Origin of the sequence: Veronia pacifica (assembly GCF_001707825.1) — a bacterium.
In the GTDB taxonomy this organism is placed as follows: domain Bacteria; phylum Pseudomonadota; class Gammaproteobacteria; order Enterobacterales; family Vibrionaceae; genus Veronia; species Veronia pacifica.
The window spans coordinates 15,381-28,140 of sequence record NZ_LYBM01000010.1 but is presented as its reverse complement, the minus strand read 5'-3'; the positions used below and the strand labels follow the sequence as shown (position 1 = coordinate 28,140).

The following is a 12,760-nucleotide window of genomic DNA, read 5'->3' as shown; positions in this document are numbered from 1 at the left end:
ACAAAGTGATGGGTAAATTTGATAATCCACAATTAGAAAAAATCAGAACCATGGTGCCAGAAATGCGCCGGGTGAAGCGGATTCACTTTGTTGGTATTGGCGGTGCGGGCATGTGTGGTATCGCTGAAGTACTCGCCAATGAGGGATATGAGGTGTCTGGCTCAGATCTCGCCGTCAGTGCAGTGACAGAACGCCTGTCAGCTATGGGTGTAAATATTTTCATTGGTCATCAGCCTGACAATGTTGTGGGTGCCAGTGTTGTGGTCATTTCAACTGCAATACAAAAAGAAAATCCAGAGCTTGCTGCAGCAAAAGCGGCCAGAATTCCTGTTGTTCGCCGTGCTGAAATGCTGGCGGAGCTGATGCGATATCGTCATGGTATTGCCATTGCTGGTACCCACGGCAAAACAACAACAACGGCGTTAACCACACAAATCTATTCGGAAGCGGGGCTCGACCCGACTTTCGTCAATGGTGGACTGGTGAAGAGTGCTGGTACCAATGCCCGTCTGGGGTGCAGCCGTTACCTGATTGCGGAAGCAGACGAGAGTGATGCGTCTTTCCTCCACCTTCAGCCGATGGTTGCCATAGTCACAAATATCGAAGCTGACCATATGGATACTTATGGCGGTGACTTCAACACATTGAAGCAGACCTTTATCGATTTTCTGCATAATTTACCGTTTTATGGGCAGGCAGTATTGTGTATCGATGACCCTATTGTCCGTGAGCTGATACCAAGTATTGGACGTCAAGTGATCACGTATGGCTTTGCTGACGATGCGGATGTTCGTCTAACCAACTATCGACAGCAAGGGCAGACGGGTTTGTTTACTATTACCCGTAAAGACAGGCCTGCGCTAGATATTCAGCTCAATATTCCGGGTCGCCACAATGCCCTAAACGCAGCAGCAGCAGTTGCTGTCGCAACAGAAGATGGTGTTGATGACCAGGCCATCCTACGAGCACTGGCGAGCTTTGAGGGGACTGGACGCCGCTTTGACCATCAGGGTGCTTTTCCCGTTGGCGATGGTGAAGTGATGCTGGTAGATGATTATGGTCATCACCCTACTGAGGTGGACGTAACCGTTAAGGCTGCCCGTGACGGCTGGCCAGATAAGCGGCTGGTGATGATTTTTCAGCCACACCGCTACAGTCGCACCCGGGATCTTTACGACGACTTTGCCAATGTGCTGGAGAAGGTTGATGTCCTGTTGATGTTGGATGTCTACTCTGCCGGGGAAGCACCAATCGCTGGTGCTGATGGTAGAAGTCTATGTCGTACGATTCGCGGACGGGGGAAAATTGACCCTATTTTTGTACCTGATGCCAACGCACTGCCAGCGGCACTTGCGGCAGTGATGGCTGAAGGCGATTTGATATTGACGCAGGGAGCGGGAGATATCACGAAAGTAGCTAAAAAACTGGCTGCTATGAAACTAGATAAATCGGCCATGGAGTCGGCATAACAGAGAGCAGAGTGCCGGGAAGCTAAGGGTGAAAAGCAAGGTTTATGTCTAATTTTCACCCTTTGATCTTACAATTTGCGCGGATGGGTTCTCAGCATGAGTACATATGTGCCAACAATGATTGGAGACCTGCCAAACTCATCGTTATAATCGTCGAGTTTTGCATATTGCGAGTCAGGTAGATTTCGGGCAAGTAATCAACAAGAGTCCTGTAATGACGAGTGTGATCGCCGAAGACATTGCCCAGCATCCTCAGAACGGTAAATCCGACTGGGGAGGTTTGTTGTTTCTGATTGCCGTGGTTGTGTTACTTGTCTGGGGTCTCGTCCGGATCCTTGGATGGATGAGTGATGAGCAACAGCTGCCACTATCAAAAATGGTTATTCATGGCGAGTTGTCCCATGTGACGGCAGATGAAGTTCGTCAGGCGGTGAATGCTGGTGGCGCACTGAACAGTTTTATGCTTCAGGACGTGGATGCGATTCATGATGTGGTGTCTGCTATCCCTTGGGTTGATAGGGTGACTGTCCGTAAACAGTGGCCAGATATCATTAAGTTACATATTACCGAACACGGTGTTGCGGCTATCTGGAACTCAAGTCAATTACTGGATGTCGATGGTACACAATTTGCCGCTGACCCCAGTGATGTGAAAGACAGGAATCTGGTTTCTTTGCACGGTCCTCAAGATAAAGGACCAGAAGTACTTGCAGCTTGGCGGGAGATGAATAATATTCTTGCCCCCGAAGGAATAGATATTGCTGCATTGGCGCTTAACGAGCGCCAATCCTGGCGGATAGTGACACGGGATGGCGTCCGGATTGAACTGGGCAGGCGTGACCGTGAAGAGAGATTACGCAGACTGGTGACGCTACTCACCGATATTCGTCAGTCTGGACACATGCTGAGTTATGTAGATTTGCGCTATGACACCGGTGCTGCTGTTGGATGGAAAGATAACCGGGATCGATTGAATCAAAAATAATGACAAGAGATAAAGCTGTAATGAAACAAGTGCCAGATAGGTCACTGATAGTAGGGCTGGACATCGGGACATCGAAAGTCTCTGTCGTTGTCAGTGAAGTCCTGCCTGATGGCACAGTTAATGTACTCGGTGTCGGAAACAGTCCCTCACAGGGAATGGATAAGGGGGGGGTGAATGATTTGGAGTCTGTTGTCAGGTCAGTTGAACAGGCAATTAATGATGCCGAGCTGATGTGCGACTACCAAATACGCTCCGTCTATCTGTCTTTATCAGGAAAGCATATTCACTGCCAGACGGAGAGGGGGATGTGCTCTATCTCTGATGAAGAAGTGACGCAGGAAGATGTTGATACTGTTATCCATACTGCGAAGTCTGTGAAGATTAGTGATGAGCAACGCATTCTTCATGTTATTCCACAAGAATACAAAATTGACTATCAGGAAGGCATCAAGAATCCATTGGGTTTGTCTGGTGTTCGGATGGAGGCAAGTGTTCATTTGATCACCTGCCACAATGATACCGCAAAGAACATCGAAAAAGCGGTAGAGCGTTGCGGACTGAAAGTAGATCAACTGGTATTTTCCGGTTTAGCGGCCAGTCATGCTGTTATCACTGCAGATGAGCGAGAATTGGGTGTCTGTGTGGTCGATATTGGCGGTGGCACCATGGATATCTCGGTATGGACAGGTGGCGCGTTACGCCACGCTGAAGTCATACCTTACGCAGGCAATGTGATCACCAGTGACATTGCGTATGCGTTTGGCACGCCGTTGAGCGATGCCGAAAAGATTAAAGTGAAGTACGGTTGTGCGGTCAGCGAAATGGTCAACAAAGACGCCAAGGTAGAAGTACCCAGTGTCGGAGGCAGACCTTCTCGCAGCCTGCAGCGACAGACATTGTCTGAAGTGATAGAGCCACGCTGTACGGAATTACTGGGGCTGGTTCAGCAAGAGCTGACCCGGGTTCAGGAGCGCCTGAGAAGTCAGGGCGTAAAACACCATCTAGCGGCTGGTATTGTGCTCACAGGTGGCGCAGCACAGATGCAAGGATTGGTGGAATGCGCAGAGCGTGTCTTTCAGAATCAAGTCCGGGTCGGTAAGCCAGAGAGTGTTACCGGCCTGACAGATTATGTGGAAGCACCCTATTGTGCGACGGCGGTTGGCTTACTCCACTACGGAAAAGACAATCTATTGAACGAAACCAGCGAACCCGAGTCTAAACGTACTGTTTCGAGTGTGTTCAGTATGCTTGGTGGTTGGTTAAAAAAAGAATTTTAACCTGATGCGAACAGGAAATACGGAGAGAACACATGTTTGAACCGATGATGGAAATGTCCAACGATGCAGTAATAAAGGTCGTTGGTGTAGGTGGCGGCGGCGGTAACGCCGTTGAACATATGGTGCGTGAGTCCATTGAGGGTGTGGAGTTCATCACTGTGAATACCGATGCACAGGCACTGCGTAAAACCAGTATCAGCAACGTTATTCAGATTGGTGGCGACATCACAAAAGGGCTTGGTGCTGGTGCGAATCCTCAGGTCGGACGTGAGTCTGCTCTAGAAGATCGCGAAGCCATTAAAGCCGAGCTTGATGGTGCCGATATGGTGTTCATTGCGGCAGGCATGGGCGGTGGTACTGGTACAGGTGCTGCACCAATCATCGCTGAGGTAGCGAAAGAACTCGGTATCTTGACTGTTGCAGTAGTGACCAAGCCTTTCAGCTTTGAAGGCAAGAAACGCATGGTCTTTGCTGAGCAGGGTATTGACGAGTTGTCCAAGCACGTGGACTCTCTGATCACTATCCCTAATGAGAAACTTCTCAAAGTACTGGGCCGAGGAATTACTCTGCTTGACGCATTTGCGAAAGCGAATGATGTGTTGCGTAATGCTGTACAGGGCATCGCTGAATTGATCACGCGTCCGGGCCTGATCAACGTCGACTTTGCCGATGTGCGTACCGTTATGTCTGAAATGGGCCATGCCATGATGGGCAGTGGCGTCGCGACAGGCGAAGATCGCGCTGAAGAAGCAGCAGAAATGGCAATCTCAAGCCCTCTACTTGAAGACATAGATCTGGCAGGTGCACGTGGTGTTCTAGTGAACATTACAGCAGGCTTTGATATGCGTCTTGATGAGTTTGAGACTGTCGGTAACACGGTGAAAGCGTTTGCTTCTGATAATGCAACGGTTGTTATCGGTTCGTCAATGGACCCTGAGATGAGCGACGAACTTCGCGTTACGGTAGTGGCAACAGGTATTGGTCAAGAGCGCAAGCCGGATATCACTCTGGTTAATGCTAACCAAAAGCAGTCAACCACTGCACCTGCTGCTGCAGAGAAAAAGCCACAACCAAAACAGGAAGCGGCTAAGACGCATACAGCGATTGATACACCTGTTGCGAGTGATAACGCAAACGTCGTACCAAAGCAAAAAGCTGAACAGGATTACCTGGATATCCCGGCATTTTTGCGTAAACAGGCAGATTAATAGTCGGCAACTTGGTTTACATCCGGTTGCATGTTAGCATTGTGCGCGCTTTCGCGTGCGGTAAGCTAACGCATTGACTTTTTTTGGTATTGCAGATGATAAGACAAAGAACATTAAAAACTATTGTTCAGACGACAGGAATCGGCCTTCATTCTGGCCGTAAAGTGACGCTCACTTTGCGCCCGGCGGCGGCAAACACTGGCGTAATATACCGCAGAACGGACATTGAGCCTCCTGTGGATTTTCCTGCTGATCCTGAATCTGTTCGCGATACCATGCTATGTACGGCGTTGGTAAATGACGACGGTGTTCGTATCTCAACTGTTGAGCACTTAAATGCAGCGCTTGCGGGAGTAGGCATTGACAATGTAATTGTCGAGGTCGACGCACCAGAAATACCCATTATGGATGGCAGTGCCAGTCCATTTATATTTTTGCTTCAGTCTGCAGGTATTGAAACCCTTAATGCTCCTAAGCGTTTTATTAGCATTAAGAAACCTGTTCGCATCGAAGATGGCGACAAGTGGGCCGAACTCGTTCCGTACAACGGGTTCCGTTTAGACTTCGCTATTGATTTCAATCACCCAGCGATTGAAGCAGAACATCAGAATTTGGTGTTGGATTTTTCGTCCCAGTCGTTTATTAAAGACATAAGTCGTGCCCGTACGTTCGGTTTCATGCGCGACTTCGAGTATCTTCAGTCTCGCAACCTTTGTCTTGGCGGAAGCCTGGACTGTGCAATTGGCTTGGATGACTACCGTATATTGAACGAAGACGGTTTGCGCTATGACAATGAGCTGGTGAAGCACAAAGTACTCGATGCAATAGGTGATCTTTACATGTGTGGTCACAATATCATCGGTGAAATGCGCGCTTACAAACCCGGCCACGCTTTGAATAATAAGCTTCTGAGGGCGGTGCTTGCTGACCAGGAAGCATGGGAGTGGACCACCTTTGAACAAGACGCAGAAGTGCCAGTTACTTTTGCCGAACCGGGTGTGGTTTTGGCGTAACGTCACTTTCTAGTAAAAAAACCGGCCTCTGCCGGTTTTTTTATGCCTGCTTGATTTTCCATCTTCGACAGCTGCCATTCTCATGTCACTGAAATGAACTGTGACGATATTGCGACTGATTATGTCAAAACACAGATTATCTTTGTGCTGACGTAATCAGGATTACTTCGCCAGTTTCGCCAGAGATTCAAGACGTTTTTTTACTTTTCCTTCTGCGCCAGAAGCCAGCACTTTAAGGTACTCTGCAGCTTGGAGACTTAGCACGCTTGGAGGAAAGGCGGGTTCGCATTTTCGTATTGTAGAGGGATGAGAGCTAGCTAATGATGGATTGATTTTTATATCCACGGTAGTCAACTCTGGTAACAGGTCCCGTCTTAACTGACTTATAAGATTCATTCTTTCGTAATTAAGACGCGTTGCCCAAGAAGATGAACCACACTCGAGGATCAACACACCTTGGCGGAAGTTTGCCACTCGACATTGATTCGCAGCGTTCTGGGGTAAAAGTCCCAATACCTGTTTGTTCAACTCTGCAAGGGCGAGGGCGCGTTGCTGTATTTGTCCGGGTAAACTGTCTGCCAAGAGGTCCTGCGTAGCCTGTGGCCTGTGATCGCGCATGGTTTCTTTCCGTCTCAGTCCGTAATTAATTAAATTTAAATGCGTAAATCGGCATTGAGGTGATGAACAACATCTAAGTTTTATCAATCAATCTGGCCGTCATCACAAATCGTATGGGATGCAAGCGCATAATGCCTTATTATAGCTGTCTGACATCATATTTTGTTTCACACCAGCAATGTCGCCAGTTTGATGTATTGGAAAAAAAGCGCAAGCTTGGCCTTGAAAAATCATCTGTTCGACACAAGATCTTCTCTGTTGCTGGAATTGCAGTGACCGCGAAAGCGTGACAGGCATACGGACCCACATGCGGCCCGGGAAACTGTGAGGCAAATATTCCCGCTCCGGCTGATCAGGCCTGAGCCAGATTTAAGAGAGAAACGGCAACGCCATGTTATCGAAACTACTGACTAAAGTGATCGGAAGCCGCAATGAGCGCACCCTGCGTCGCCTGCGTAAAGTCGTAAAAGAGATCAATGCGCTTGAACCCCAGTTTGAAGCACTGTCTGACCAAGAACTTAAAGCGAAAACGGCAGAGTTCCGCCAGCGATTAGAGCAAGGCGAAGTACTGGATAACCTGCTACCTGAAGCTTTTGCTACCGTCCGTGAAGCTTCAAAGCGCGTTTTTGGTATGCGCCATTTCGACGTCCAGATGATTGGCGGTATGGTCCTGAATAACGGCCAAATTGCAGAGATGCGAACGGGTGAAGGTAAGACCCTGACGGCGACTCTTCCTGCATACCTTAGGGCGTTGACTGGCAAAGGTGTCCACATTGTTACCGTGAATGACTACTTGGCCAAACGTGATGCAGAGACTAACCGACCCCTGTTTGAGTTTCTTGATATGTCGGTGGGTGTAAATATTCCAAATATGGCACCACCGCAGAAGAAAGAGGCTTACGAGGCTGACATTCTGTATGGCACAAACAACGAGTTTGGTTTCGATTATCTTCGCGACAACATGGCTTTCCGTCCTGAAGATCGTGTTCAGCGCGAAAAATATTTCGCTGTAGTCGATGAAGTGGACTCCATTCTTATCGATGAAGCCCGTACACCTCTTATTATTTCCGGCCCGGCTGAAGACAGCTCGGAAATGTACACCAAAATCAATACGTTGATCCCACAGCTTCAGCGTCAGGAAAAAGAAGACAGCGAAGAGTATCGAGGCGACGGTCACTTTACTGTTGATGAGAAAGGTCGCCAGACCCACCTGACTGAGAATGGTCAGGAATTTGTTGAAGAATTGCTGAAAACCAACGGCCTGATGGAAGAGGGTGATACTCTCTACTCACCAACTAACATCACCTTGCTACATCATATTAATGCCGCACTTCGCGCACATGTGCTGTTTGAGAAAGATGTCGACTACATCGTTAAAGACGGTGAAATCATTATTGTCGACGAGCATACGGGCCGAACTATGCCGGGCCGTCGCTGGTCTGAAGGCTTACATCAGGCTGTCGAAGCGAAAGAAGGCGTTCAAATCCAGAACGAAAACCAGACGCTGGCATCAATCACCTTCCAGAACTATTTCCGACTGTATGAACGCCTGTCCGGTATGACAGGTACGGCTGACACAGAAGCTTTCGAATTCCAGTCCATCTATGGTCTGGATACTGTCGTGATCCCAACTAACCGACCTATGGTTCGTGACGACATGGCTGACCAGGTCTATATGACTGAGCGTGAGAAGTTTGATGCCATCATTGAGGATATCAAAACACGCAGTGCGAACGGTCAGCCTTCACTGGTGGGTACAGTCTCTATTGAGAAATCTGAACTGTTGTCATCAGCGCTGAAAAAAGCGGGGATCAAACATCAGGTATTGAACGCCAAATTCCATGCTCAGGAAGCCGATATTGTTGCTCAGGCTGGTGCGCCGGGCGCAGTTACCATAGCAACCAACATGGCGGGTCGTGGTACGGATATCGTTCTTGGCGGTAGTTGGCAGTCTGAGGTTGAAAAGCTTAACAACCCAACAGATGACCAAATTGAGGCACTGAAAGCCAAGTGGCAGGAGTCGCACGATAAAGTCAAAGAGTCTGGCGGTTTGCATATTATCGGTACCGAGCGACATGAATCTCGTCGTATCGATAATCAGCTGCGTGGCCGTTCTGGCCGTCAGGGTGACCCAGGTTCATCCCGCTTCTACTTATCAATGGAAGACTCGCTGATGCGCATCTTCGCCTCTGAGCGTGTGTCCAATATGATGAAGAAATTGGGCATGGAAGAGGGCGAATCTATCGAACACCCTTGGGTGAACAAAGCAATTGAAAATGCGCAGCGTAAAGTCGAGGGCCGCAACTTTGACATTCGTAAGCAGTTGCTAGAATTCGATGATGTGGCGAATGATCAACGTAAAGTTGTTTATGAGTTGCGTGATGAGCTGATGGCGTCTCAGGACATTAGCGAGATGATCAGCTACAACCGTGAAGATGTGGTTGACGCTGTAGTCAGTCAGTATATTCCACCTCAATCTCTGGAAGAAATGTGGGATGTTGCGGGTCTTGAAGAGCGCCTGAAGTCAGACTTCGACGTTGAAATGCCTATCCAATCTTGGTTGGACGAGGATGATAAGCTCTATGAAGAACAGCTGCGTGAACGCATTCTGGCTCAAATTGTAGACGTATACAAAACCAAGGAAGCACTGGCAGGTGAAGAGACTCTTCGTCACTTTGAGAAAGCCGTGATGCTCCAGAATCTGGATACCTTATGGAAAGAGCACCTTGCAGCGATGGACCATCTTCGCCAAGGTATTCATCTCCGTGGCTATGCACAGAAAAATCCTAAACAAGAGTACAAGCGCGAGTCGTTTGAATTGTTTGAGGAAATGCTGCAGAGCTTGAAGTCTGATGTAGTCATAACGCTCAGTAAAGTACGCGTTCAACAGCCTGAAGAAGTTGACCGTATGGAAGAGCAACGCCGTCAGCAAGCAGAAGAAGCTGCTCGCCGTCAGCAAACGAGCCATGCAGATGCAGAAAATCAACTGGCTGATGCGTCAACCGGTGAGGGAACGGTACTTCGTGAGGGCCGCAAGGTTGGTCGTAACGAACCGTGTCCCTGTGGTTCGGGTAAGAAGTTTAAGCAATGTCATGGCAAGATTGCCTGACAATGAAAAGGCCGCTAAGCGGCCTTTTTTATGAGACCAGCTTCGATATCAGTCACTGGCTCGGTAAAACGAAAAGACAGGAAACAATCAAAAATGGAAAAGAAGCGGGTGCATATCGCCGCAGGTATCATACTCAATCACAACGAGACCGAGGTTTATATCACTCAGCGTGATGCCAACTCCCATAAAGGTGGTTTCTGGGAGTTTCCCGGTGGTAAAGTTGAGACAGGAGAAACGGCAGAGCAAGCAGTGATCCGTGAGCTGGTAGAGGAAGTTGGTATTCAGGCACATCGGCCGGAGCCTTTCTTATCTCTCAACCATGATTATCCGGAAAAATCGTTGAGCTTTGATTTTTTTCTGATTAAAGACTTTGAGGGTATGCCGTTTGGAAAAGAGGGGCAAAAGGGGCTATGGGCTTCTATTTCCGAGCTTAACCAATATGCATTTCCTGAAGCCAACAGTGTCGTGCTGGAAAAGTTGTTTGATCGCCGCAATACGCTCGATAGACAATGAAATACTCAAACATAAAAAAAGCGGAGAGTCGTCTCCGCTTTTCGCTATCAGGCTAAGTAAACGTTCCAAATCTAATATTCTTCAGACCAACCGTCACTGTCAGACATATCCGGCGCGCCTGGGATACGTTTATCCTCTTCAGCCCACTCGCCTAAATCAATTAATTGGCAGCGTTTACTGCAAAATGGGCGATTAGGACTAATTTCACCCCAGACAACGGGATTGCCACAGGTAGGGCATTTCACAATTGTTGGCTTGGTATTTTGTGTATCTTGATTATCAATCACAGCTCTGACTCTCAACAAATACGCTTATTAACATATAGCAATGTGTAAACTCATATTTTCAGCCACATCGACGCTGTCGTCAAACGGAAGAAAGCGAACCGCAAAACGGCTCTTATGCGCTGAGATAAGTGGGTAGCATTGATGGTCAGGTGACAGATAAACCCTCAACAAGCTGGCGTTTTCGATATCTTGCTGATAAAAGCCGTTGCGTACATGGCAGATTTGAGGTTGTACGCTCTCACGGGTTAACGATAGCCAAAGGCCAAGCGCGTTCTTGAGTGAACGGAGGTTATCCTGCCACTTCTGAGTGTCAGACTGCTTATGAGCCAACGGCAGATTTAGCCAATGATGCAGTATTGGTAAATCAAAGCTACAAGTTCCACCGGGGATATTAAATCGTTGCCTGATAGCAGATAGAAACTTATCTTCTTTCAGTGTCTGACCCAGTCTAGGGCCTTGGAGCAAACTTTGCTGTAGCTGAGCAGTTCGAGTGATCAGCATGTCGAGTTGTTCTCGATCGACACCCGGCACATCAGCCCAAGCCTTCAATTTGCCTTTCAGTTTATCGAGATCTTTTGCCAAGTCGCCTTTGACCTGAACCTGCTCAAGAATCTCCATCAAATCAAACAGACTTTTGAAGAAAACATAGCTGTCGTGAGGAGACAACATCTCACCAGCCTGATCTAACTGGTTAAGCAAATGTTCCAGACGAAGGTAGACACGAACCTGCTCTGTCAGTGGGTGTTCGTAAAGGGTATCGCTGCTCATTATTAACCGTCTTTGTTATTGGCAAGTGCCAGATACTTATTATGCAAAACAACGACTTGCTCTTTCAGTGTATCACTGTTGCTGTCATTTGTAATAAGGTCGTTCGCAGCTTTAATCCTTTGATCACGCGTTGCTTGTGAGGCGAGAATATTCTCTACCTGCTGACGCGATACGCTATCCCTAGCGATGGTGCGCTCAATCTGGGTCTCTTCACTGACATCAATCACCAATACTCGATTGGTCAGTGAGGTGAGATTATTTTCAACCAAAAGAGGAACAACCAATAAGCAATAGGACGATGTTGCCTGCTCACAGTCCTCTATCATCCGTTTGCGGATCATCGGATGGAGTAGATTGTTCAGCCACTCCTTATCTTTTGGATTCGCAAAGATCTTCTCTCTAAGACGGGTTCGGTCCAATTCGCCGTCCAGAGTCAGTATATTTTTACCGAATTTTTCAGCTATGGCTGCCAAGCCATCGGTGCCGGGTTTGACAACTTGTCTTGCAATGATATCTGCATCGATAATTTCGACACCATGCTCGGCAAAAAGTTTGGCTACTGTGGTTTTACCGCTGCCTATTCCGCCTGTCAGGCCTATGATATATGACATGTTAGAGGCCTATATATTGGGTTAAGTACCAGTCGATGATGTCATTTCCCCATAATATAGCTACCCAGCCAGCTACCGCGAGATAGGGGCCGAAAGAGAAGGGATGATCTTTACCTTTTCCTGATACTCTCATGATGATGATTCCGCCGATTGCACCGACAAATGAGGCCAAGAGTACTACTAATGTTAATGGCTGCCAGCCAAGCCATGCACCGAGCGCTGCCAGCAGCTTAAAATCTCCAAAGCCCATACCTTCTTTACCGGTTAACAAGCGAAATGCCTGATATACGGACCAAAGAGACAGATAACCCGCCATAGCTCCAATGACTGCATCGTACAGCGACACAGGAGAGTAGCCTAACACTGCCATCAGTATCCCTGCCCACATAAGTGGAAGAGTAATTTGATCGGGCAGTAGCAGAGTATCCATGTCGATGAAAAACAGAGCGATAAGCGCGAAAGTGGCAAACACAACGGCTAAAGACCACCAGGAGCCGGGTAGCACCCAAGCTGTCACACCCACGATTGCTGCGGTCATCAGTTCGACCAGTGGGTAACGAATACTGATTTTCGCTTCACAATGGCGGCATTTCCCTTTGAGTAGCAGCCAACTCAGAACAGGGATGTTATCGATGGCTTTGACTGGCGTCTGGCAAGAGGGACAATGCGAACCTGGAATACTCAGATTAAACGCGGTTTGCTGCTTCGGAGCCGGAAATTCGCTGAAGCACTCATGACATTCTTGTTGCCATTGTTGCTCGAGCATTTTAGGCAAGCGGTAGATCACCACGTTGAGAAAACTTCCCACAATCAGCCCGAATAGCGTGACTAGGCCGATATACAAACCGTGGGACTGAAAAAGCAGATCCATGATATTGTCCAAATTACGATATTGCAGTCAT

13 protein-coding genes are annotated in these 12,760 nt (G+C 48.0%); 8 read left to right on the top strand and 5 right to left on the bottom strand.

All coding sequences use genetic code 11. From position 1 onward, the window contains the following. Positions 1 to 8 precede the first annotated feature (8 nt). The 5 genes from murC to lpxC all read left to right on the top strand — a co-directional run bounded on the left by murC (position 9) and on the right by lpxC (position 5,952). Entirely contained in the window at positions 9 to 1,469 is a 1,461-nt protein-coding gene (gene murC, locus A8L45_RS07340; RefSeq protein ID WP_068900925.1) for a UDP-N-acetylmuramate--L-alanine ligase, read from the top strand. A 214-nt stretch (positions 1,470 to 1,683) separates the two neighbouring features. Next, on the top strand, positions 1,684 to 2,454 hold the full coding sequence (locus A8L45_RS07335) for a cell division protein FtsQ/DivIB (RefSeq protein WP_068900751.1): 771 nt from the start codon (positions 1,684 to 1,686) through the stop codon (positions 2,452 to 2,454). Between the two features lie 20 nt (positions 2,455 to 2,474). Then, positions 2,475 to 3,731: a cell division protein FtsA gene (gene ftsA, locus A8L45_RS07330; protein WP_068900923.1), complete on the top strand. Its 1,257-nt coding sequence runs from the start codon at positions 2,475 to 2,477 to the stop codon at positions 3,729 to 3,731. A 32-nt stretch (positions 3,732 to 3,763) separates the two neighbouring features. Then, on the top strand, positions 3,764 to 4,939 hold the full coding sequence (ftsZ, locus tag A8L45_RS07325) for a cell division protein FtsZ (RefSeq protein ID WP_068900749.1): 1,176 nt from the start codon (positions 3,764 to 3,766) through the stop codon (positions 4,937 to 4,939). A gap of 95 nt (positions 4,940 to 5,034) precedes the next feature. Beyond that, complete coding sequence (gene lpxC / locus A8L45_RS07320; RefSeq protein WP_068900747.1) at positions 5,035 to 5,952, top strand: UDP-3-O-acyl-N-acetylglucosamine deacetylase; 918 nt, start codon at positions 5,035 to 5,037, stop codon at positions 5,950 to 5,952. A 162-nt stretch (positions 5,953 to 6,114) separates the two neighbouring features. Here lpxC and A8L45_RS07315 read toward each other — a convergent pair whose 3' ends face one another. Continuing rightward, positions 6,115 to 6,570, bottom strand: coding sequence for a DUF721 domain-containing protein (locus tag A8L45_RS07315; protein ID WP_068900745.1), 456 nt, complete (start codon positions 6,568 to 6,570; stop codon positions 6,115 to 6,117). 131 nt (positions 6,571 to 6,701) lie between these two features. Between A8L45_RS07315 and A8L45_RS24485 the strand changes: the two genes are divergently transcribed. From A8L45_RS24485 to mutT, 3 genes are all read left to right on the top strand, one after another. Next, entirely contained in the window at positions 6,702 to 6,860 is a 159-nt protein-coding gene (locus tag A8L45_RS24485; protein WP_175401935.1) for a hypothetical protein, read from the top strand. Positions 6,861 to 6,961: 101 nt separating this feature from the next. After that, the gene (gene secA, locus A8L45_RS07310) at positions 6,962 to 9,679 is read left to right on the top strand and encodes a preprotein translocase subunit SecA (RefSeq protein ID WP_068900743.1); all 2,718 of its coding nucleotides are present in this window, start codon (positions 6,962 to 6,964) and stop codon (positions 9,677 to 9,679) included. Positions 9,680 to 9,772: 93 nt separating this feature from the next. Further along, positions 9,773 to 10,192: an 8-oxo-dGTP diphosphatase MutT gene (gene mutT, locus A8L45_RS07305; RefSeq protein ID WP_068900741.1), complete on the top strand. Its 420-nt coding sequence runs from the start codon at positions 9,773 to 9,775 to the stop codon at positions 10,190 to 10,192. A gap of 71 nt (positions 10,193 to 10,263) precedes the next feature. On the opposite strand, the gene yacG is transcribed toward mutT, so the two are convergent. From yacG to A8L45_RS07285, 4 genes are read right to left on the bottom strand one after another with little or no spacing between them, the layout of a single operon-like run. Next, positions 10,264 to 10,479: a DNA gyrase inhibitor YacG gene (yacG, locus tag A8L45_RS07300; protein WP_245680668.1), complete on the bottom strand. Its 216-nt coding sequence runs from the start codon at positions 10,477 to 10,479 to the stop codon at positions 10,264 to 10,266. Positions 10,480 to 10,506: 27 nt separating this feature from the next. Then, complete coding sequence (gene zapD / locus A8L45_RS07295) at positions 10,507 to 11,247, bottom strand: cell division protein ZapD (RefSeq protein ID WP_068900738.1); 741 nt, start codon at positions 11,245 to 11,247, stop codon at positions 10,507 to 10,509. Between the two features lie 2 nt (positions 11,248 to 11,249). Beyond that, a complete protein-coding gene (gene coaE, locus A8L45_RS07290; RefSeq protein WP_068900735.1) occupies positions 11,250 to 11,858 on the bottom strand; it encodes a dephospho-CoA kinase in 609 nt (202 codons plus the stop codon). Between the two features lies 1 nt (position 11,859). After that, positions 11,860 to 12,729 carry a prepilin peptidase gene (locus tag A8L45_RS07285; protein ID WP_068900733.1) on the bottom strand — a complete coding sequence of 290 codons (870 nt, stop codon included), beginning with the start codon at positions 12,727 to 12,729 and terminating at the stop codon, positions 11,860 to 11,862. Positions 12,730 to 12,760 lie beyond the last annotated feature (31 nt).